The 22,540-nt window shown below is 60.0% G+C and carries 19 protein-coding genes; 4 read left to right on the top strand and 15 right to left on the bottom strand.

Translation table 11 applies throughout. The annotated features are described in order from the left end of the window. Positions 1–49 precede the first annotated feature (49 nt). The 4 genes from menH to ACEQFP_RS00185 form a co-directional block, all read right to left on the bottom strand. Positions 50–823, bottom strand: coding sequence for a 2-succinyl-6-hydroxy-2,4-cyclohexadiene-1-carboxylate synthase (gene menH / locus ACEQFP_RS00200; RefSeq protein ID WP_035597205.1), 774 nt, complete (start codon positions 821–823; stop codon positions 50–52). Continuing rightward, complete coding sequence (menD, locus tag ACEQFP_RS00195; protein ID WP_109610625.1) at positions 820–2,502, bottom strand: 2-succinyl-5-enolpyruvyl-6-hydroxy-3-cyclohexene-1-carboxylic-acid synthase; 1,683 nt, start codon at positions 2,500–2,502, stop codon at positions 820–822. The genes menH and menD overlap by 4 nt, the downstream gene beginning before the upstream one ends. Positions 2,503–2,737: 235 nt before the next feature. Further along, on the bottom strand, positions 2,738–4,066 hold the full coding sequence (menF, locus tag ACEQFP_RS00190; RefSeq protein ID WP_005288166.1) for an isochorismate synthase MenF: 1,329 nt from the start codon (positions 4,064–4,066) through the stop codon (positions 2,738–2,740). Between the two features lie 137 nt (positions 4,067–4,203). Further along, the gene (locus ACEQFP_RS00185) at positions 4,204–4,701 is read right to left on the bottom strand and encodes a DUF1097 domain-containing protein (protein WP_005288167.1); all 498 of its coding nucleotides are present in this window, start codon (positions 4,699–4,701) and stop codon (positions 4,204–4,206) included. A gap of 289 nt (positions 4,702–4,990) precedes the next feature. On the opposite strand from ACEQFP_RS00185, the gene ACEQFP_RS00180 reads away from it, so the two are divergent. After that, a complete protein-coding gene (locus tag ACEQFP_RS00180) occupies positions 4,991–6,457 on the top strand; it encodes a C69 family dipeptidase (protein ID WP_005288170.1) in 1,467 nt (488 codons plus the stop codon). 107 nt (positions 6,458–6,564) lie between these two features. On the opposite strand, the gene hybE is transcribed toward ACEQFP_RS00180, so the two are convergent. The 6 genes from hybE to hybO are packed head-to-tail and all read right to left on the bottom strand — an operon-like array spanning position 6,565 to position 12,561. After that, positions 6,565–7,083, bottom strand: a complete 519-nt coding sequence (gene hybE, locus ACEQFP_RS00175) for a hydrogenase-2 assembly chaperone (RefSeq protein ID WP_005294597.1) — start codon at positions 7,081–7,083, stop codon at positions 6,565–6,567. Then, positions 7,073–7,567, bottom strand: coding sequence for a HyaD/HybD family hydrogenase maturation endopeptidase (locus tag ACEQFP_RS00170; protein ID WP_005288174.1), 495 nt, complete (start codon positions 7,565–7,567; stop codon positions 7,073–7,075). The genes hybE and ACEQFP_RS00170 overlap by 11 nt, the downstream gene beginning before the upstream one ends. Then, entirely contained in the window at positions 7,567–9,270 is a 1,704-nt protein-coding gene (hybC, locus tag ACEQFP_RS00165; protein WP_005288177.1) for a hydrogenase 2 large subunit, read from the bottom strand. Before hybC ends, ACEQFP_RS00170 begins: the two co-directional genes overlap by 1 nt. Continuing rightward, entirely contained in the window at positions 9,267–10,457 is a 1,191-nt protein-coding gene (hybB, locus tag ACEQFP_RS00160; RefSeq protein WP_068870654.1) for a Ni/Fe-hydrogenase cytochrome b subunit, read from the bottom strand. Before hybB ends, hybC begins: the two co-directional genes overlap by 4 nt. Beyond that, on the bottom strand, positions 10,450–11,433 hold the full coding sequence (gene hybA, locus ACEQFP_RS00155) for a hydrogenase 2 operon protein HybA (RefSeq protein ID WP_005288183.1): 984 nt from the start codon (positions 11,431–11,433) through the stop codon (positions 10,450–10,452). The genes hybB and hybA overlap by 8 nt, the downstream gene beginning before the upstream one ends. A gap of 3 nt (positions 11,434–11,436) precedes the next feature. Then, positions 11,437–12,561 carry a hydrogenase 2 small subunit gene (gene hybO, locus ACEQFP_RS00150; RefSeq protein WP_005288186.1) on the bottom strand — a complete coding sequence of 375 codons (1,125 nt, stop codon included), beginning with the start codon at positions 12,559–12,561 and terminating at the stop codon, positions 11,437–11,439. Positions 12,562–13,349: 788 nt separating this feature from the next. Here hybO and ACEQFP_RS00145 point away from each other — a divergent pair. From ACEQFP_RS00145 to ACEQFP_RS00135, 3 genes are all read left to right on the top strand, one after another. Next, entirely contained in the window at positions 13,350–13,886 is a 537-nt protein-coding gene (locus ACEQFP_RS00145; RefSeq protein ID WP_005288191.1) for a cytochrome b, read from the top strand. 198 nt (positions 13,887–14,084) lie between these two features. After that, positions 14,085–16,388 carry a beta-glucosidase BglX gene (gene bglX / locus ACEQFP_RS00140; protein ID WP_370547293.1) on the top strand — a complete coding sequence of 768 codons (2,304 nt, stop codon included), beginning with the start codon at positions 14,085–14,087 and terminating at the stop codon, positions 16,386–16,388. Positions 16,389–16,514: 126 nt separating this feature from the next. Further along, positions 16,515–16,670 (top strand): hypothetical protein, encoded by a 156-nt coding sequence (locus tag ACEQFP_RS00135; protein ID WP_005288196.1) that lies wholly within the window; start codon positions 16,515–16,517, stop codon positions 16,668–16,670. A gap of 89 nt (positions 16,671–16,759) precedes the next feature. Here ACEQFP_RS00135 and nuoN read toward each other — a convergent pair whose 3' ends face one another. The 5 genes from nuoN to nuoJ all read right to left on the bottom strand — a co-directional run bounded on the left by nuoN (position 16,760) and on the right by nuoJ (position 22,540). Continuing rightward, entirely contained in the window at positions 16,760–18,217 is a 1,458-nt protein-coding gene (gene nuoN, locus ACEQFP_RS00130; protein WP_005288199.1) for an NADH-quinone oxidoreductase subunit NuoN, read from the bottom strand. 6 nt (positions 18,218–18,223) lie between these two features. Next, complete coding sequence (nuoM, locus tag ACEQFP_RS00125; RefSeq protein WP_005288202.1) at positions 18,224–19,747, bottom strand: NADH-quinone oxidoreductase subunit M; 1,524 nt, start codon at positions 19,745–19,747, stop codon at positions 18,224–18,226. 80 nt (positions 19,748–19,827) lie between these two features. Continuing rightward, complete coding sequence (nuoL, locus tag ACEQFP_RS00120) at positions 19,828–21,672, bottom strand: NADH-quinone oxidoreductase subunit L (RefSeq protein ID WP_005288205.1); 1,845 nt, start codon at positions 21,670–21,672, stop codon at positions 19,828–19,830. Next, positions 21,669–21,971: an NADH-quinone oxidoreductase subunit NuoK gene (gene nuoK, locus ACEQFP_RS00115; RefSeq protein WP_005288207.1), complete on the bottom strand. Its 303-nt coding sequence runs from the start codon at positions 21,969–21,971 to the stop codon at positions 21,669–21,671. Before nuoK ends, nuoL begins: the two co-directional genes overlap by 4 nt. Further along, entirely contained in the window at positions 21,968–22,540 is a 573-nt protein-coding gene (nuoJ, locus tag ACEQFP_RS00110) for an NADH-quinone oxidoreductase subunit J (RefSeq protein WP_279509347.1), read from the bottom strand. The genes nuoK and nuoJ overlap by 4 nt, the downstream gene beginning before the upstream one ends.

The raw sequence follows: 22,540 nt of genomic DNA, 5'->3' as shown, positions 1-22,540 counted from the left end.
ACGCTTCCTGTTAATGATGATTTCGTCCTGGTTCAGCGCGCCTGGCGCGTCAGCCGGGACGACATGTGGTTAAAAAGTCACGCAGCGCGCAGAGAAACGCCTGCGGATTGGCGCGGTGGGCGTTATGCCCGGCACCGGCGATCAGACGCGGCGCCAGTCGCCACTGCTCGGCTAGCGCGCGGAACTTGGCGTCCTGCGCACCGCACAGATAGCATAGCGGGCAGCGTAGCGTGGCCAAGGCCTCCCCCAATGGCGGCTGATTACCCAACGAGGTGGCCTGTAGCATCTGCGCCAAGGCCTCACCGGATTGCGCGGCGCGCAACGCGACCAGCGCCTGGCGCTGCGCCGTGTCCAGATCGGCGAAGACTGCTTGACGATACCAGTCCGCCAATACCTGCGCCATCGGTTCACGGCGCAAGCGCTCGGCCCAGCGAGCGTCATGCTCACGCCGAGCCTGACGGGCCGCGGGTGCCTCCAGACCGGGATTCCCGCCCTCAACCGCCAGCGCCCAGAGTCCCTCGGCGCCACGGCAGGCATGATACATCGCCAGTCGCCCCCCCAAGGAGTAGCCGACCAGTCCGTAGCTGGTCACGCCGGCGGCGGCCAGGGTAGCGCGTAGCGCCGTATCGCATTGCGCGAAATCGTCCACCGCCGACGCCGCCGAGGCGCCGTGTCCCGGCAGATCGATCAACAGATGGGCGAACTCAGGCAACTGCTGCGCCAAGGGTAGCCATTCATGATGACTACCGAGAAAGCCGTGCAGCCACACCAGGGTCGGCGCCGCGGGATGCCGCCCGGCCAGACGGTGGCTGGCTAAGATCACAGCGCCGCCACCTTGGCCAGCAGACGCTGGAGTGTCTCGGCCCCCTCGGTGCTGGGGACGCGCAACTCGATCAACGTACACCCATCCTGCTCCCAGCCCTGACTGACCGCGTCACACAGGGACTCCCAGTCCGCCGGGCAGGCATAGCGTAAGGAAAACAAGGCGGCCGCGTGGCGAAAATCCACGTTCTGCGGCATCAGATAGAAGCGCTCCCGCTCCGCCGGCGGCGTCGGCAACATGGAGAAGATCTGCCCGCCATTGTTGTTCACCACGATCACCACCGTCGGGGCACTGACCTGACGCAACAACGCCAAGCCGTTAATATCATAGAGCGCCGACAGATCCCCGAGGATGGCCAACGTCGGCTGCCCCGCCGCGCGCTGCACCCCCGCGATGGTGGAAATCAATCCGTCGATGCCGCTGGCACCGCGGTTACTGTACACCGGATAGCCCGCTGGCAACTGCCCCAACGCATCGATCAGCCGCACAATCAGACTATTGCCGACAAACAGCTGCCCCTGCGCCGGTAACAATTGCGCCAGGCGATGGGCAACCTGTGCCTCGCCGAAATGGTCCCGCACCGCCTCCGCCACACACTGCGCGGCACGCTCGGCCAACACGGCCAACTCGGGTGCCCAGGGTTGGCTCGGCAGCGCCGGATGCGCCGCCAGCCATGTCTCTACCGCAGCCACATAGCGATGGCCGCGATGACAGGCCGGATCGAGCCGCCCCGGTAAAGGATCGATCAGCCAGTAGCATTGTGGCTGACAGGCCGCCTGCCACTGTAGCGCCCGCTTCCCCGTCAGGCTGGCGCCAAACTGTACCACCAGCTCGGCGCGCGCCAACACATCACGCGCGCGGGGGTGATTCAGCCACAGATCGGCGCAGGGCAGCGGCTGGCCGCTTTGCGACAAGACATCGCCGATCACCGGCCATCCCAGCGTCGCGGCCCACTCGGCCACCTGGCGCCCGGCACGCGCATTCACGCGCCCGATAAGCACCACTCCGCGCCGGTTACGCCACTGCGGCCAGGTGGCCTCATCGAGGGGCTGCACGCCCGCATAGGGTGCGCTCTCCTGCAGCCAGGGCGTCTGCCCCTGCCACCAGTCGCCCAAGGCCGCCGACCAGGCCTGCTGGCCGTCGTCGTCCTCACCATACAGCGGCTCGGCGAAGGGGCAGTTGATATGTAGCGCGCCATGATCGAGACGGGCCATGGCGCTGTCGATGCTAGAGGCCAGCCAGGCGGCGGAGATATCCGGGGTCGGTCGCGGGAGATTGAGGGTTTCGGTGGGATGAGAGGCAAACATGTTCTGCTGGCGGATCGCCTGATTGGCGCCGCAGTCGATCAGCTCCGGCGGACGATCGGCGGTCAATAAGACCAAACGCTCCCCCGTCAACCCGGCCTCGATCAACGCCGGATAGAGGTTCGCGACGGCGGTTCCCGAGGTGACGATCACCGCCACCGGCTGGCCACTGACCTTCGCCAGTCCTAACGCCAAATGGCCCAGTCCGCGCTCATCGAAGTGGGTGTGGCAATGGAGACGGGCGTTGGCCGCCGCCGCCATGGTCAGCGGCGTGGAACGGGAACCGGGAGCAATACAGACATGATATACGCCGTGACGGGTCAACGCCTCAAGCAGCACCGTAGCCCAGCGACGGTTAAACAGAATAGATGACATGGCGACTCAATAGTTACTTAGCGGATTGCGCGTCCTGCGCTGAGGCGAGCAGACTGGTGGCACCAGCCACTAACGCGCGCGTTGGCGTCGCGCCCCAGCAAGCGAGGCATAACACCATGATTTAAAAGAAAATCAAATCTAAAGTATGACCAATATGGTACACCAGGCGTCCCCAGACCTCAATCGATGTGCGCTAGGCAAAATGGTGCAGTCGAGCGCTAACCACACGCCAGGATCACGCTGTCTCTCCCTCCAACAGGGTGCGCAGCCCCGCCGCCTTATTCTCGATCTCCTGCCACTCCTGCTGCGGATCGGAGCCGGCGACGATGCCTGCACCGGCATACAGGTGGATCTGTCGCTCGACGATCAACGCCGAGCGCAGGGCCACCGCGAACTCTGCCCGGGCGAGCGAGAGGTAACCGGCCGATCCGGCATACCAACCGCGATCGAACGGCTCATCCTGCATGATGAAACGCCGGGCCGGCTCGCGCGGTAACCCCGCCACCGCCGCGGTCGGCTGCAACCGGCGCAGGCAGTCGGCATCATCCTGCTGATTCAACGTGACATGAATGGTGCGCCGCAGATGCTGAACCTTACGCAACGCCACGATCTCCGCCGCCATCACCTCTAGGGTCGGCGCTCCGGCGCTCCCACGCAGACGTTGGCAGATATCATCCACCACCAGCAGATTTTCATGTTGATTCTTACCATCCTGCATCAGCCAGATCGCATTGGCGCGACACTGCTCATCGTCCTCGCCACGCGCCACCGTGCCCGCCAACGCCTCGGTCTCTAGCTTACGCCCTATGCGGCGATACAAGCGCTCCGGCGAAGAGCCGAGAAAGGCATGATGCGGCGCCAACGCCAACATAAAGTGATAGCAACGGTGGTTGACGGCTCGACTGGCGGCGAGGAACTGCGCCGCACGCAATGGCTCACGCAGCGTCAGCGTGGTGCGGCGCGCCATCACCACCTTGGCGAAATCATTACGCGCGATAGCCGCTAATGCGCTTTGCAACAGGGCACACCAGGCATCGCGATCCGGTTGGTGCGCCGCGTGCAACACCGCCGCCTGCAAGCTTCCCAGTGGCTGAGGCGGTAACAGCGCGGCCAGATCGCGCAAGGCGCGAGCCAAATCGTCACGCAGCGAATGGTCGCTGTACAGATAGACCACCAGCTCCGCCTCATCGCCACGGCGCAACAGCGCTAGACGCGGTAAGAAGAGTAGGCTCTCGACCTCGCCGATCCCCTCCAACGCCACGCGATCGAAGGCATTCAGCCCCCAGATGCGTAACGCCGGATTATTCTGCTGACGAATAAAGGCCTGGGCCTGCTCGGCATCACGAAAGATCTGCAGGGCACCACACACCGCCGCCTCTTCTTCGTCGCTGCGATGGCGCCAATAAAATTGGGGATAGAGCGGCTGCGCGGCAAGCCACTCCAGCATTCCCTCCCCCGCTTGCGCACGGAAAGGGAGCGCCACTCTGACCAGTCCCGGCCCCTCGTGGGCCACTGCGTCTAACAAGGGGACGATGCGTTCGATCAGAGTGGTAAATTGATGCACGACAACCTCGGTCGGAGATAAGAGCGTTAAGCCATGAATTATACGGGGGATTAGGCAGAAAAACAGCGCATGAAGGTGATATCGCTCGCACTGGCGGACAATCGTCGAAAAAGCCGCCAGTGAGGGCCAACAGCGGGTTAACGGATGCGTACCTCATCCGTGTTAGTGGTGGCGTCAGCGGCACGGCGACCACGCGCCGCCAACCACAGTCCGCTGTTCTTCATGCCGTAGCCAAACAGCAAACCGAGTAATAGCGACGGCAACACCAGGCGCCAATCTCCCCCGGCGGCGAACGTCGCGCAACAGCCAATAAAGGTCCCCGGGACAAAAGAGAGCCAGCGTTGACGCGCCTGGACGCACATCAGGAACGCCACCACCCCGGTCAGGCCATAACCCAGCAGCTCCAGATGTGGCTGTAATGCGCTGCCATTAATGATGATCTCCGCCCAGAAGACTCCGCTACAGAGCGTACATAGCGAGATGCCTAGCCCTTTCACGCCCCCTTGCGGACAGGCGAAGTAGGCGGTACAGCCCAAGAAGCCGGCCCAGGCCGATAACCCTAGACTGATGGCGAGCCAGCCCCAGACGGCAGACAGGATGCCGGTAGTTAAGGCAATGGCAAGTAGAACGGACATCACAGACTCTCCTGATACAAAAAGCGTAGTGTAGCGGCGAATACGCCATATTCATTGACCATCATCACATCGACAATTAGTCGAGTTGTGACTATTACATCATAAAGTGAGATAAATCACATTTATTGCCGCTTTTATGCCAGGCGCGGATATGCCTATTCCATATGCTTCTTATGGTCATTTCCGCTTACAAAAGGTAACGCCGTTTTTATTAGCAGGGTTTGTAACTGACAAAGCCACGATCTAAGGTGAAGAGGCTTTACAATACTTATAACTATTGGAGTTACTTATGAAAACCACTCTGCTGGCAGCCACAATTGCGACCCTATGTATGGGCCAAGCGATGGCTTGCACCACGATACTGGTGGGCAATCAGGCCACGACCGATGGTTCTTTTATCGCTGCACGTAATGAAGACTACTCAGCCAATAATGCTAAACATATGGTCATCCATCCGGCCGCCCATAATCAGCACGGGGTGTTTAAATCTCACGGCAATGACTTTACCTATCCGCTGCCCAAAGAGGCCCTGAGTTACACCGCTATCCACGACTTCGACACCCAGGACAAGTCGATGGGGGAAGCTGGCTTCAACTCGGCCGGCGTCGGAATGACGGCGACCGAAACCATCTACAACGGCCAACCGGCGCTGAAAGCCGATCCCTATGTAGAGAAAACCGGGATCACGGAAGACGCTATCCAGACCGTGGTGCTGCCGCGTATTCACAGCGCGCGTGAGGGTGTCGAACTGCTGGGTAAGATCATCGAACAGCAGGGCGCCGGTGAAGGCTTTGGCGTCGCCTTCGTCGACCAGCACGATCTGTGGTATCTGGAGACCGGCAGCGGCCACCAGTGGATGGCGACCCGCCTGCCGGCGGACAAGTATTTCGTCTCGGCCAACCAGGGGCGTCTGCGTCAGTATGATCCGAAAGACACCGCAAACTATCTGGGCTCCCCGACCCTGATCAGCTTTGCCGAACAGCATGGCCTGTACAGCCCGAAAGACGGCGCCTTCGACTTCCACAAGGCCTATTCTCAGGACGTCGACAACGATGTGACCTATAACTATCCGCGCGTCTGGACGCTGCAACACATGTTCAACCCGCAGCTGAAGACCACCATCACCGACGGTAAAAACTTCCCGGTCTTCCTCACCCCGGCGAAGAAAATCAGTATTGCCGACGTAGAGCAGGCGCTGCGTAATCATTATCAGGGGACCGCGCACGACCCCTATGCCAACAACAACCCGAAAGAGCCTTACCGCCCGATCTCCGTATTCCGCACCCAGGAGTCGCACATCCTGCAGGTGCGTCCGAACCTACCCAAAGCGATCGGCGAAGTGGAGTACGTCGCCTTCGGCATGTCCGCGCTGAGTGTCTATGTGCCCTATTATCAGGGCATCGAGCACTACTTGCCGGGTTATGACAAGGGGAGCGATCAGGCCAGCGATGACTCCGTCAACTGGAAGTTCCGTACGCTGCAAACCCTGGTCATGCAGGATTACAACGCCTATGCGCCTGACGTACAGCGCGCCTACCATCAGTTCGAGCAGCAGACGGCCCAACGTCAGCAGAGCATGGAGCAAGCATACCTGACGCTCTACAAGTCTCAGCCGAAGAAGGCCCAGCAGCTGCTGCAACAGTTTGAGGATCAGACCATGCAGGGCGCGCTGAAGCTGACCGATCAGCTGACCAGTCAGGTCGTGAGCAAAATGACCCATGCCACCGACATGAAGTATCACTTCGAAGGGGCATAATCGCCTCCGCAGTGCGCTCGATAACCGCCTCCCTCACGAGCGGGGGAGGCGGGAGATAAAAAAACACCCCGCAAAGCGGGGGTGTTTACATGACACGGCAGAAAAGATTAACCGCGACGACTGAACAGCGCGCGTCGCGACAGGTCGACGTCATGCGCCTCCGCCACCGGCAACGAGAGCAGCATGGTCAAGGTGTCGCGCATCAATTGCTCGGCCTGATCCGCCTGCAGATGTGGATCGAGAGGCGACATCAGCGAACAGGAGAGCAGTTGCCCACTCTGCGGCAGCTCACCGACCATGAAGGTCATGTTGCCGCGCGGCAGTTGCAACGCCAGACGGTCGCCGATCTTACGCTCCGGCCAGGCCTGATCCGGCCCCGGCAGGATCACCACGCTCAACATCCAGGGTGTCAGCACACAACCGACCCACTGACCGTCGAACGGGCGCATCACGGCACTGACCGGGATCCCGGCGCGGAAGAACGGCAGATCATGCATCTCGCCACTGGCGATCTGCTGATACTGCTCCACCAGCAATGCGGCGGGATCGTTGTCGAACCCGACGCATGCGGCCGCCATACCCAGCGCATTCTCGTCACTGTGCATGGCATTCTCTTCACTGTGCATGAACATCTCCCTGATGCGTAGCCTGTACCCCCTGCTCTCGCAGGATGGCCAATACCCGATCCATCGCGACCGGTACGGCGCTGGCGATCGCCGGCGTCAGACCGATGTTGGGCTCCAGCGACTGCGGCTCAATCCCCACCAGCGTCAGCTGTTTCGGGAACTCGTCCGTCAGACGCAACGCCGACAGCACATCGGCCAACCCCAACTGATGTGGCGAGATCTTGCGGCTAAACATCGCCGGCACCTCATCGTCACGCAGGGTGATCACCGTACCCGGCTCGTTGCCGCTGAGTACCGCATCCACCACGATCAGGTGATCGCGGCAGGCCAGGTACTCCAACAGCTCCATGCCCGCCGTCCCGCCATCCATCAGCTCGATGTTGTCCGGGAAATGATAGTCGCGCTGCAGGCGCTCGACGATACGCACGCCGACCGCCTCATCGCTGAGCAACAGGTTTCCAATCCCGAGAATCAGCGTATTCATTACAGGATTTTTACCTTGGTCGTTTCGCCATCCAGGGTATTCACCACGTGTACCGCACAAGACATGCACGGGTCGAAGGAGTGCACGGTACGCACCACTTCCAGCGGCTTGTTAATGTCGGCGACCGGCGTCCCCACCAGCGCCTGTTCGTACGGACCCGGCTCATCCTGGCCGTTACGCGGGCCGGAGTTCCAGGTTGACGGTACCACGGCCTGGTAGTTGGCGATCTTGCCACCCTTGATAACGATCCAGTGAGAAAGCGCACCACGCGGAGCCTCTTCGAAGCCGACGCCACGATACTCTTTGTTCGGATCGATTTCGGCCGGGATATAGGCCACATGGTCGCCCTTGCCGATGTTGTCGATCAGCGCCTGCCACTGCTGCATCAAGGTATCCTTCAGCACGCAGCAACGCACCGCACGACCGATGATACGGCCCATGGTGGAGTGCAGCTGTTCGACCTGCAGCTTCTGGCCGGTCAGGGTGTGATACAGGCCATTGACTTCGTTGTAATGCTTAACGGTGTCTTCATGCTTGGCGGCCAGTTTAACCAGCAGATCGGCCAACGGACCGACTTCGACCACCTGATCATACAGGGTCGGCGATTTCACCCAGGAATACTTGCCGTCTTCCTGCCAGCCGGTGTAATTCGGCTCGGTCTTACCTTCCCACGGTTTCAGATTCGCGTCGTCCTGATACCAGGAGTGCTTACTGGATTCGGCAATACCGGCGATCAGCCACGGATCCTGCTGGCTGGTGATCGGACGGTAGTTAGCCATGTCGCCGTTTTCGATATAGCCACCCGGCAGCAGGAAGCTACCGCCGTCGCCGTCGGTCGGCAACTCCGGCACGCTCAGGTAATGCTTGGCGCCACGACCCAACGTCATCCACTCCGGATAGTTGGCCGCGATGATCGCCGCATCCACCTTGTACACCTGCTCGATGAAGTCGCCCAGACGCTCGATGAACATCTTGACGTACATCAGGCGCTCCAGGTTGAGCACGCTCGGCGCGTTGAGGTTGATCGGGTTAGCAACACCGCCGACCGCCAGGTTCTGGATGTGCGGAGACTTACCGCCCAGGATGGCGACCACGCGGTTGGCGTCGCGCTGGCACTCCAGCGCTTGCAGGTAGTGAGCGACGGCGATCAGGTTCACTTCCGGAGAGAGTTTCATCTCCTTGTGGCCCCAGTAGCCGTTAGCGAAGATACCCAACTGGCCGCTATCGACCAGGTTACGGATCTTCTGCTGTACCTTCGCGAACTCACCGGCGCTGTTCAGCTTCCAGGCGGAGACGCCCTGCAGCATCGCCTCACACTTGTTCGGATCGGCCTGCAGCGCGGAGGTGATATCCACCCAGTCCATCGCAGACAGCTGATAGAAGTGGACGATGTGGTCGTGGATGCTGTGCGCCGCCAGGATCAGGTTACGGATGTACTGTGCGTTGACCGGCACCTTGGCGCCGACGGCACTCTCCACCGCACGGACGGAGGCGATGGCGTGAATGGTGGTACATACGCCGCAGATACGCTGCACGATCATCCAGGCATCGCGCGGATCGTTACCCTTCACGATGTCTTCCATCCCGCGCCACATGGTGCCGGATGACCAGGCTTTGGTCACCTTGCCGTTTTCGATTTCGCAATCAATGCGCAGGTGGCCCTCGATGCGGGTAATCGGGTCGATAGTAATACGTTGGCTCATACTTTAGCTTTCCCTTGGGCCTGATAACCTTGGTGTTTTAAATGGTCAAGCGCTGGCAATACCGGCAACAACCGGATCAGCAGCAAATAAGCAACAACCTCGATGGCGACGAAGCCCATCGAAATCAGCACCTCTTCGGAGGTTGGAAAATAGCCGTAGCCGTTGCCCGGCGAGTAAGCCAGCAACGAATAGTTCAAACGCCATAGCGCCGAGCCGAGCAGCATGCTCAGGGCGCCGACAAACAGGATACGCGAGTCTTCACGGCAGCGTGCAGAGCAGAATGCCAGCAGCGGGAACAACATCAGCATGGCTTCACACCAGAAGCTGATGGCGTAGCGATTAAACTGGAACAGATAGTGCAGTTTATCATGCATCGCCAGTTCACCGAAGCGCAGCGCCAGGAAGACCAGCAGGAATACCTGGATTACGCGCACTAATTTGGCAAACAGCGTCTTCTCGTTCGGGCCGCGACCCCGCAACCCTGCCTGCACCAGCGAGCCTTCAAAGACCACGATGGCGAAGCCCATGATGAAGGCGGTCAGCACCGACAGTAACGGCAGCAGCTCATAGCTTTGCCACAACGGATGCACCTTCTTCCCGGCAGAGATCATCAGCGACCCCATGGAAGACTGGTGCATGGTCGGCAGCAACGCCCCCAACGCCAGAATAAAGAACATCACTTTATTCAGTCGTTTCAGCGACACCTTCCAGCCGAAGCGCTCCATGATCACCGGCGCGAACTCTAGCGCCATGACACCGATGTACACCGTCATACAGGCCGCCGTCTCGAACAGTACCGAGGAGGTGTTGAAGTGCCCCGGAATGTAGAAGTACGGCAGGTTCCAGTAACGACCGACGTCGATGGTGATGGACAGACCGCCAAGGGAGTAACCGAACAGGCTGGCCAGCAGCGCCGGACGCACCAACGGATGATACTCGCCGCGGTTAAAGACATACACCGCCCAGGCCAACGCCCAGCCGCCACAGGCGAAACCGGTACCGATCAACAGGTCGAAGGCGATCCAGATCCCCCAGGGATAGCCCCCGTTCAGATCGGCGACTGAACCGATACCGAAGATCAAACGCTTCAGGATAAACATCCCACACAGCAGGATGAATGGGGCCAGCAACACGACGGGCCAGCTGACCAGACGCCCGCCGAGCGGACTGGCTTTATGCTCACTCATTATCATCGTCTCCGTCATGGTGATTCTTGGTGTTTCGATAGGTCATTACCGAAAGACCGGCCAAGACCACCAACGGCAGGATCATGCCTTTATACAGCGTATGCTGAATATGCTCAGAACGGGCGCCCGTCGACAGCTCATCCAACTGCGGCATCCCCAACTTCTCGTAGGGTACGCCCGCCAGCACCAGGACCTGAGTCCCCCCGCCCTCTTTCTCACCGTAGACACACGGCTGATAGCGCGCGACCGGGTGCAGGTAGCTGTCGTTACTGTGCAACGTCTGACGCGGATAGGCATACTCGGAGCCCGGACGCGCGGCGAGACGCTTCTTCGCCTCGGCCAGCAGCTCGTCACGGGTACCATAGATCACCGCCCCGGCAGGACACACCTCGACACAGCCCGGCAGTTTACCCTGATCGATACGCTCCAACCCTTTCTGGTTACACAGTTCACACTTGTGAATCGCCCCGAACGGGTTATCGTAATCATACTTCGGTACGTCGAACGGGCAGGCTACCATGCAGTAACGGCAACCGGTGCAGACGTCAGGATCGTACATGACGATCCCGGTGACAGGGTGCTTCTTCAGCGCCGATACCGGACAGACCGAGACACAGTTAGGATCGACGCAGTGCATGCACTGCTTCTTGATATAGGCGTAGCCGTTCTCCAGCTGATCCTTGTTGACCCCGGTGCCATCACGCCATACTTGGATGATGTTATTGGTATAAGGCGTCAACTTGTCGTTGTTCGACCAGATCGGATCGCCTTTCGGGTTCAACGCATTCTTGTTCAGGCGCTGACACTCGGCGACGCAAGCCTGGCAACCCACACACAGGGTGGAGTCATACAGCATCCCGACCGCCGTTGGAATCGGCGGCTTGTTCTCGGCCGCCGCCTGGGCGCTGCCGGACGCGGCAGTGCCGGCCGCGAGCGCACCAACGGAAGCGAATTTAAGGAAGTTTCGTCTGTTCACGGTTTACTCCTCCCGTGAATCGTGTTGATCCGCCTGATTACGCTTCTGCTGGCGACCCAGTTCACGCACCGCCATCAGGCTGACCCCGGCCAGAATACCCAGCGCACCCCCGATCAGACCGGTTGCCGTCGGCGAAATGTGGCCGCCCTCTTTATTGTCCACCAGCGGTTTTTCCGCGCGTGGGGTCGGGTTTTCTACGCTGGAGAGCTGGAAGATCCCCTTGGTGAAACCGATACCCTGCTCGTTACAGCCATAGCACGGGTGACCGATACCGACCGGCCAGATACCGCCGCCGATGTCGCAGAACTCCAGGGTCGAGCAGTTGCCGTAAGTCTCCGGCCCCTTACAACCCAGGTGATACAAGCACCATCCCTGACGGTGACCGTAGTCGCCGAACTCTTTGGCGAAACGACCAGCATCGAAGTGCGGACGACGCTCGCAGTTTTCGTGGATCAGACGCTCATAGGCGAACAGCGGGCGATGCTTGCTGTCCAGCTCGGGCAACTTACCGTAGGTGATGTAGTAGACCACGGTCGTCAGGAAGTTATGCGGGTTCGGCGGGCAACCCGGGATGTTAATCACCGGATGACCCAACGCCTCTTCCAGGCTGACCGCACCAGTCGGGTTACCCCCGGTCGCTGGCACGCCGCCCCACGCCGAGCAGGAACCGATAGCGATCACCGCTGCCGCGTCGGCGGCAGCCTTACGGATCTGATCGACGATCGGCTCGCCCGCCACCATGCAGTAAACCCCGCCATCTTTCAGCGGAATAGAACCATCGACCACCAGGACATATTTGCCCTTATAACGCTCCATGGCATTGTGCAGGTTTTCTTCCACTTGGTGACCGAACGCCGATGACAACACCTCGTGGTATTCCAGCGAGATGGTATTCAGCAGTAACGTCTCCAAGGTCGGGTGAGTCGAGCGCAGCAGGGCTTCGGTACACCCCGTACACTCCTGAGCGCCGATCCAAATCACCGGGGGACGTTGCGGGCTGGTGATCGCCGCCGCCATTTCCGCCGCCGCATTGGAGCTTAACCCTAGTGTGGCGGCCATGCCCGCGCACAGTTTCATAAAGTCACGACGATTGATGCCGTGAGCGGATAAAAAAGAATCCTCAACCATTCTGCAGTTTCCTGTTTGTGCGCATTCGTCTGGTGGAATGCTTTCAGGGGCGCAATGCTAAGGATTTGCCCCCCCCGCTGTGGTTGATCTCCATCAAGTTGACTGGCTTTTTTTACACAATAGGGATATTTATGTGAAACAAAGCGATTCAGCCTGGTCAAGCTGTACAAAAACCAGGCAAATAATTCACGTAATTACACCTAAATATTCTAAGGATATTCTTATGCATAACAGCCTATCTATTGCTTTTAGGCATTGTTTAGATTTAATTATGACGCACCGCCAGATCCGGCTTGGCTATTCACAAACCAACACGCTGCGCTATTTTCCCGCAAATTAGGCACGATTTATCCCCCATTCTGGCAAATATTATCCCCGCGCAGCTGATCAGGCGCCACCTGATTAATTCGTGTCCTATCCCCCCTGTCGCAATAGAAAAAAGCGTATTCCTCCCCTTTATTATGCCCCTTGCGCCGAATAAATTATCGCCAAAAAGATAAATAAACTTAAAGCAACGCGAGGTTAATCGACTTAATGCAGCTAATGCTGCTACGCCGGCTGAAAATAATCGAGGAGGGGGATTAAATACGCCGCCTTTCCATCCCCTTTCCCCCATCATGTTCTTAACTCTCCGCTACCCTCCGCTGAGTATTCATATTTGAAAATGATAATTAATAACATTTGGAAATATTCTGAAAGCACGTTTGTGGCCGATTTGCCGGCGTGGGGCTACTATTCGAATTAACGATTTCGTCTACAATGTAGCGTCCTGATAAGAGTGAGATACCATGCAACGTTTTAGTAAGATACAGATATCCCTACATTGGTTAACCCTATTACTGATTATCATCGCCTATATCAGCATCGAGTTTCGCGGCTTGTTCGAGAAAAACTCGGCACCGTATTTGCTGATGCGCGAGACCCACTATAACGCCGGCGTATTGGTCTGGATCATCATGCTCGTCCGTTTAGGGCTACGCCATATCCTGCCGGATCCGCCGATTGTCCCTACCCCGCCACGCTGGCAGCATCTGATGGCGCGCCTGATGTATCTGGCGCTCTACCTGTGGTTCCTGGCGATTCCCCTCTTAGGCGTCGCCATGATGGCTTACGGTGGGAAAACCTGGTCGTTTCTCGGCATGACCATCGCCCCCTGGGTCACCCCGGATCCGGCGACGAAGTCGCTGCTCAAAGAGTGGCATGAGGTGTTAGCGAACATCGGCTATGCGCTGATCGGGTTGCACACCGCCGCCGCCCTGTTCCATCACTATGTGATCCGTGACAACGCCCTGCTGCTAATGATGCCGCATAAGAAGACGCGCTAAGCGCGTCTCGCTACGGGGTGGCCTGCGCCGCCCCGTTTCTTTTTCACTCCCCCTTACCACACCGCTATGCCGGGCGATCCGCCCCACATAACCGATAAATCGCCGCTACGCTATCAGCATTCACCTGTATGATATATCTCCACTTATTTATCCGATTACGCTGCGTTACGCAGCCCTGGCAAAGAGAACCTGAACACCATGAAATGGCTTCGCCCCTTCGGCCTGCTCGGCGCCCTGCTCACGGCACCTGCCCTCGCCGCGACCACGCCCTACCCTGATACCTGGCCTGACCCCGCCCTACCGCGCGACGCCTTCGTCGACCAGATGCTGCAACGCATGACCCTGGAAGAGAAGATCGGCCAATTACGCCTGATCAGCGTCGGCCCCGATAATCCCAAGGAGAAGGTCTACGCGATGATCGCCGACGGCCAGGTCGGTGCCATCTTCAATACCGTCACCCGCCGCGGCATTCGCGGTATGCAGGATCAGGCGGTAAATCACAGCCGGATGGCGATTCCGTTATTCTTCGCCTATGACGTGATCCATGGTCAGCGAACCATCTTCCCGATTAGCCTCGGCCTCGCTGCCAGTTGGGATCGCGCCCTGATCGGCACCGTCGGGCGCGTCTCCGCCTACGAGGCGAGCGAGGATGGTCTAAACATGACCTGGGCACCGATGGTCGACGTCACCCGCGACCCCCGCTGGGGACGGACCTCCGAAGGCTTCGGTGAGGACACGTACCTCACCTCGGAGATGGGACGCCTGATGGTCGAGGCGATGCAGGGGCCGCGCGCCAGCGATCGCCATGCCTTGATGACCAGCGTCAAACACTTCGCCCTGTATGGGGCGGTCGAGGGCGGGCGCGACTACAACAGCGTGGACATGAGCCCGCAGCGCATGTTCCAAGACTATCTTCCCCCCTATAAGGCGGCGCTGGATGCGGGCAGCGGCGGCGTCATGGTCTCCCTCAACGCCATCAACGGCACCCCGACCAGCGCCAATCCCTGGCTGCTAAAGACGCTGTTACGTGAGCAATGGGGATTCCAGGGCATCACCATCAGCGACCACGGTGCCATTAAGGAGCTGATTAATCACGGCGTCGCCAGCGATCCCCAGGATGCGGTGCGCCTGGCCATCCAGTCAGGCATCGACATGAGCATGAGCGACGAATACTACAGCCGCTATCTACCTGGCCTGGTGAAAAGCGGGCGTGTCAGCCTCAGCGATGTCGACAATGCCTGCCGCCACGTGCTCAACGTCAAGTATGATATGGGGCTATTCCACGATCCCTATCGTCACCTCGGCCCCGCCGCTAGCGATCCGCTGGATAGGGATGCCGAAGACCGCCTACACCGCGCCGAGGCGCGCACGGTCGCCGCTCAGAGCCTGGTGTTGTTGAAGAACCGCCTGGAGACGCTCCCGCTGAACCGTCGCGGTACGCTCGCCGTGGTGGGGCCTCTGGCGGACAGTCAACGTGACGTCATCGGCAGCTGGTCTGCCGCCGGTAATCCCGCCCAGGCAGTGACCATTCTCAGCGGCATTCGTCGCGCCATGGCTGGCCACGGCACGGTACTGTATGCACACGGCGCCAACGTCAGCGGCGACGCGGATATCCTCCAGTTCCTCAACCAATATGGCCCCTCGGTCCGTGTCGATCCCCGTCCCGCGCAGGCCATGATCGACGAGGCGGTCGCCATCGCTCGCCGTGCCGATGTGGTGGTGGCGGTGGTCGGTGAGGCGCAAGGCATGGCCCATGAGGCCTCTAGCCGTACCCACATCGGCCTGCCACAGAGCCAGCAGGATCTGATCGCCGCCCTGAAGCAGACCGGCAAGCCGCTGGTCTTGGTGCTGATGAATGGACGTCCGCTGACCCTGGTACGCGAAGATCAACAGGCCGACGCCATCCTGGAGAGTTGGTTCCCCGGCACCGAAGGGGGGAACGCCGTCGCCGATGTCTTGTTCGGTGACGTCAACCCCTCCGCTAAGTTGCCGATCTCCTTCCCCCGCTCCGTCGGCCAGATCCCGACCTATTACAGCCGACTCAATACGGGCCGCCCCTACGATCCGCAGAAGCCAGAAAAGTACACCTCGCACTACTTCGATGAGGCCAACGGCCCGCTCTATCCCTTCGGTTATGGCCTGAGCTACACCACCTTCACTCTCTCCGAAATCACGCTCTCCGCCCCGCAGTTGGCGCGTGATGGGCAGATCGAGGCCAGCATCGAGGTCACTAACAGCGGGCGGCGAGCTGGCGCGGCGGTGTTGCAGCTCTACCTGCAGGATCCCGTCGCCAGCCTCAGCCGCCCGTTGAAATCCTTACAGGACTTCCGCAAGGTGATGCTCCAACCAGGCGAGCGGCGGCGCGTCACCTTCACCCTGACGCCACAGCAGCTGCGCTTCTGGAATGCCCAAATGCGCCAGGTCACTGAGCCGGGACGCATCAACCTGTTCATCGGCAGCGACTCGCAACGCGTGAAGCGCGCGCACTTCGATCTCTTGTGATCCGCGCCCGCTGGCATTACACGCGTACGAGCGCATAATAAAAGGCGAACGCCGCGTCGACGATGGTCGGCGCGGCGGCCTGGTCTCGCTCTTCTCAGCGCTGGCCTCTTCCTGGGAGGAAATTCGATGTCTAGCTGGCCTAGCCTACTCATCAGCGTGATCTTCAGCCTTGGCATGACGCTACTGTCCATCATGATCGGTGTAGAGAGTCCCTGGATCCGTCTGTGCGTCTTTAGCATCAGCTGTTTCACCTGCGATCTGCTCTTCTCCATCCTACGCTAGCCAGGCATCCGGCAAGGAGAGAGACAAAAATGCCGGGCCCATGGCCCGGCATTTTCATCACGGCGTGACGCCCATTGGCGCCCTCACCCTTACGGCATCGGCTGCGCCAGCTGCACCAGCGAGATCAGCGTCTGCGGGAAGATACCCGTCAGCACCACCAGCACCCCAGAGAGCAGCACCACCACCCCACCGGCCGTCAACGCCCAGTTATTCGGCGTATCCCGGATCAGGGTCTGCGGTGCGCGCAGGTACATACTGACCGCCACGCGCAGGTAGTAGTACAGGCCGATGGCGCTACCGACCACCACCGCGCCGACCAGCCACCACAGCCCGGCGCTAACCCCGGCCATCACCACGAACAACTTACCGATGAAGCCCAGGGTCATCGGGATACCGGCCAGGGAAAGCATCGCCACCGTCATCACCGCCGACAGGATCGGCTTATGCCAAAACAGACCGCGATAGGAGTAGAGCGACTCGGCGTCCGGCCCGCTATACGGGCTGGACATCAAGCTGACGATACCGAAGGCCGCCAGGCTAGCGAACAGATAGCCGGCCAGGTAGACCCCGACGGTCTCGACGGCGATCCCCTCGCTCTGCACTGCGATCAACGCCACCAGCAGGTAGCCCAGATGAGCAATAGAGGAGTAGCCGAGCAGACGCTTGATGTTGCTCTGGGTGATCGCCATCAGGTTACCGAACAGGATGGAGCAGAAGGCGATGACCCCTAACACCACGCGCATCGCCTCGCTATCGGTCGCCGGCAACAGGATGAACAGACGCAACAACACCGCGAAGATGGCGATCTTGCTGGCGGTCGCCAGGAAGGTAGAGACCGGTGCCGGCGCCCCTTGATAGACGTCCGGCGTCCACAGTTGGAACGGTACCAGCGACAGCTTGAAGCCGAAACCGACCAGCATCATGCCCAGACCGGTTAACACCAACGGCTGTGTCAAACGATCCCCGCCCAGGGTGTAACCCAGCCCGGCGAAGGAGAGATCGCCGGATTGCGCGTACAGCAGCGCCATACCGAACAGCAGGAAGGCCGAGGCGGCCGCGGAGAGGATGGCGTACTTGATCGCCGCCTCCAGCGAACGCTTCTGGCGATAGGCGTAGCCCACCAGGCCGAACAGCGGCAGGGAGATCAGCTCGATCCCCAGGAACAGCGCCGCCAGGTGGTTGGCGCAGGCCAACAGGATGCCACCCAGGGTGGCGATCAACACCAGCAGGTAGAACTCGTCGCGGTTATCCGGATACCCCTGCAACCACGGATAGGCGAAGGTGCAGGTCGCCAGTGCCGACATCAGCACCAGCGCGGTATAGAACATCGAGAAACCATCGACATGCATCAGCGGCGTGATGTCGCTGGGCACCGCGGCGGCCACCAGGAACAGGGAGAGCAGCGCCGCGTTGAGGCCAATCACGGCCACCGTCGCGTTGACGAAGTGGTTGCGTCGCCACGCAATGCACAGCATCACAACCACCACCGTCAATCCGACGATCAACAGCGGTAGCAATGCGATCAGATTTTGAGGAGTTATTGTCATGGCGATTTACGGCCTTGTGGTTAAAGTTGAAGCAGAAGCAAACCAATGCTGAATATTACCCATCGCCGCGCTGGAGGTATCCAGCACCGGCTGCGGGAAGATCCCCAACAGCACCAGCAGGACCACCAGCAGCAGAATCAGCGACAATTCACGCACACTCAAGCTGGCCAGCGGCTGGTCGGACTTAGGCGCACCATAGTAGGCGCGTTGCATCATCACCAGCGAATAAACGGAAGCGAACACCAGACCGAAGCTGGCGACCACCGTGGTCACCGGCACCACCTGGAAGCTGCCGAACATCATCATAAACTCACCGACGAAGTTACCGGTACCCGGCATCCCCAAGGTTGCCACGGCGAAGAACAACGACAAGGCCGGCAGATACTTCAGACGTCCCCATAGCCCCCCCATCTCACGCAGGTCACGGGTATGCAGGCGCTCATACAGCTGACCGGTGATGATGAACAGGCCGGCGGCGGAGAGGCCGTGTGCGATCATCTGCACCACCGCCCCCTGGAACGCCAGCTGGCTGCCCGAGTAGATGGCGATCATCACAAAGCCCATGTGCGACACCGAGGTGTAGGCGATCAGGCGCTTGATGTCGGTCTGTACGTAAGCCATCCAGGCGCCGTAGAAGATGCCGATCACCCCCAGCGCCATGGCGATGGGCGCGAACTCGTGCGAGGCCTGCGGGAACAACGGCAGGCTGAAACGCAGCAGACCATAGGCCGCGGTCTTCAGCAGGATACCGGCCAGGTCGACGGAACCGGCGGTCGGCGCCTGACTGTGCGCGTCCGGCAACCAGCCGTGCAACGGCACCACCGGCATCTTGACGGCGAAGGCGATGAAGAAGCCCAGCATCAAGAGGTACTGCACCGTATGGCTCATCGGCGTGTTGAGCAACACCTCATAGTCGAAGCTCAAGACCCCGGTGGCGTTGTAGTGCACCCACACCAGGCCGAAGATGGCGATCAACATCACCAAGCCGCTGGCCTGGGTATAGATGAAGAACTTGGTCGCCGCGCTGATACGCGTCTTACCGTCCGACCCCTTATGGCCCCACAAGGCGATCAGGAAGTACATCGGCACCAACATCATTTCCCAGAAGAAGAAGAACAGGAACATGTCGATGGCCAGGAAGACGCCGATCACCCCCGCCAAGATCCACAGCAGGTTCAGGTGGAAGAAGCCCTGATAGCGATGCACCTCATTCCAGGAACAGAGGATCGCCAACACCCCTAGCAGCGCGGTCAGCACCACCATCAGCAGCGACAGACCGTCGAGCGCTAGGTGGAAAGAGATGCCCAGGCTGGGGATCCATGGCACCGAGAAGCTCGACTGCCACTGCGGGATCCCCGCCGGCTGCATCAGGCCATAGTTGCCCTGTAACCATAGGTACAGGGAGAGCGCCAACGTCAGGCCCATCGCCAGCAGCGCGATCCAGCGCGGCGCTTTCAGCCCTAGGCGTTCACCCTGCCAGGACAGCAGACCGCCGATCAGCGGGATAAGAATTAGCCAAGGTAATAACATGGCGTTTTGTTTCCCTTATTCTGAATACATTCAAACGGAGGGGACGAGGGTCGCCCCCTCACCCGCTTTAACGTGCTTCACTACACCAATAACAACAGCGCCAACACGACCACTGCCCCAACACCCATCGATGCCGCATACCAACGCAGCTGGCCGTTTTCGCTGACCACCAACACACGGTTGCCCAGACGCGCCACCCAGCCGCACAGGTTCATCAGGCGATCGAGCGGATCGCGACGCACCAGCCAGGCGACAGCCTTAAACGGCTGAATAAAGATCTGCTTGTACAACCAATCGAAGCCCCAGGCATGGAACCACCAGGTAGACAGGAAACGCCCTGGCGCACTGCTGGCGATCTGGTTGACCCACTGACGCTGCCCCAAGTAGAGACGTGCCGCCAGCAGCAACCCGGCGATGGCAACGACGGCGGAGGCGATCTCCAACGTCATCTTGCCCCCTTCGCCCTGCGGCATGCCCGGCAGTACCCCCGCCAGCGGCGGCGTGATCAACGCGCCGACGAAGGTCGACAGGATCATCAACACGATCAGCGGTAGATTGTGTGTCCACCCCTTAACCTCGTGGGCCTGGGTATGCGCCTCGCCGTGAAACACGATGAAGATCATGCGGAAGGTGTACAGCGAGGTCAGGAAAGCGCCCGCCAAGCCAGCCATCATCAGGTTAACGTGACCGGAGGCCAAGGCACCCCACAGGATCTCGTCTTTACTGTAGAAGCCGGCCGTGATCAACGGCAACGCCGCCAGGGCTCCGCCCCCGACCAGGAAGCACAGATACGTCAGCGGCAATTTACGGCGCAAGCCGCCCATCTTGAAGATGTTCTGCTCGTGATGACAGGCCAAGATCACCGAACCGGAGGCCAGGAACAGCAACGCCTTGAAGAAGGCATGGGTCATCAGATGGAAGATGGCGGCATCCCAGGCTTGCACACCCAGCGCCAGGAACATGTAACCGATCTGGCTCATAGTGGAGTAGGCCAGCACCCGCTTGATATCCGTCTGCACCAAGGCGGCGAAACCAGCCAGCACCAGCGTCACCGCACCGATGATCCCCACCAGATGCAACACCTCCGGCGCCAACACGAACAGACCATGCGTCCGCGCGATCAGGTAGACCCCAGCGGTCACCATGGTCGCGGCGTGGATCAACGCGGAGACCGGCGTCGGGCCCGCCATCGCGTCAGCCAACCAGGTCTGCAACGGTAGCTGCGCCGACTTACCGACCGCCCCACCCAGCAACATCAAGGTTGCCCAGGTGATCGCCGGGGAGCCGACCGCCAGTTGCTGCGGCGCCAACACCATCAGCTCACGGATATTCAGGGTACCCAACTGGTGATAGAGGATGAACAGGCCGATGGCCAGGAAGACATCGCCGACACGCGTGACGATAAAGGCCTTCATCGCCGCCGCCCCGTTGGCCGGATTGGTGTAGTAGAAGCCGATCAGCAGATAGCTGCACAGCCCTACCCCTTCCCAACCGAGATACATCAGCATCAGGTTATCCGCCAGCACCAATACCACCATGCTGGCGATAAACAGGTTGGTATAGGCGAAGAAGCGGGAATAGCCCTCCTCACCGCGCATATACCACGAGGCGAACAGATGGATCAGGAAGCCGACGCCGGTGACGACCGACAGCATGGTCAACGACAGGCCATCCAGGCTCAGGGTCACCGGGATTGAGAAGTTACCGACCGTCATCCAGTTCCACAGGTGCTGGTTGTAAACCAAACCCGCACCCTGATTGGCACTCATAAAGTCGATAGCGATATACAGGGTGACCAGGGCAGCCAGCCCGACGGAGCCGACCCCGATGATCGCCGTGCTATTCTCCGACAACCGACCACGCGAGAAGGCCAGGATCAGGAATCCGAGCAGCGGCAGCAGAATGGTTAAATAGAGTAGGTTCATCCGCGCATCTCACTGACAGTATCAATATTCAGGGTGTTGCGGCGACGATGCAATTGTAGCAACAGCGCCAGACCGATGGAGGCTTCCGCCGCCGCCAGACTGATCGCCAAGATATACATCACCTGACCGTCGGCCTGGCCCCAGACGCTACCGGCCACCACAAAGGCCAGCGCCGCCGCGTTGATCATGATTTCCAGACTAATCAACATAAACAGCAGGTTACGCCGGATTAACAGGCCGGTTAGCCCCAGCACAAACAGAATGGCTGCCAAGATCAGCCCATGTTGTAACGGGATCATGCGCGCTCCTCCGCTTTATTACGCGGCGTGCTTGCCGCGCCGCTCTGAGCCGAGTGCTGATTGCTCAGCACCTCGCCCTGATGATGTTCACGACCGATATGGAAGGCGACCACCAGCCCGGCCAGCAGCAGCATGGAGACCAACTCCACCGCCAGCACATAGGGGCCAAACAGGGCGATACCGACCGCCTTGGCGTCCACCACCTGGCCGCTGATCGCCCCACCCTGTAGGGTGGAGATGGCGTATAGCACCACCAGCAACAGGAGCAACGTCAGCACGGACGGGCCAAACCACACGCCGGGACGCAACCAGGCGCGCTCCTGCTCGACCACCGAGTTCCCCAGGTTGAGCATCATCACCACGAAGACGAACAACACCATGATGGCACCGGCATAGACGATGATCTCCAGCGCCCCGGCGAAGTAGGCGCCGAGAGAGAAGAACACCGCCGCCACCGCCAGCAGTGAGACAATAAGATAGAGCAACGCATGTACCGGGTTGGTATGGGTGATCACTCGGATCGTCGCCAACACCGCCACCAGCGCCGCCACATAAAAGGCAAATTCCAT

Source organism: Edwardsiella sp. A.80236, assembly GCF_044540725.1.
In the GTDB taxonomy this organism is placed as follows: domain Bacteria; phylum Pseudomonadota; class Gammaproteobacteria; order Enterobacterales; family Enterobacteriaceae; genus Edwardsiella; species Edwardsiella tarda.
Note: the sequence above shows the minus strand (reverse complement) of the source record. Positions and strands in the feature narration are given on the sequence as shown.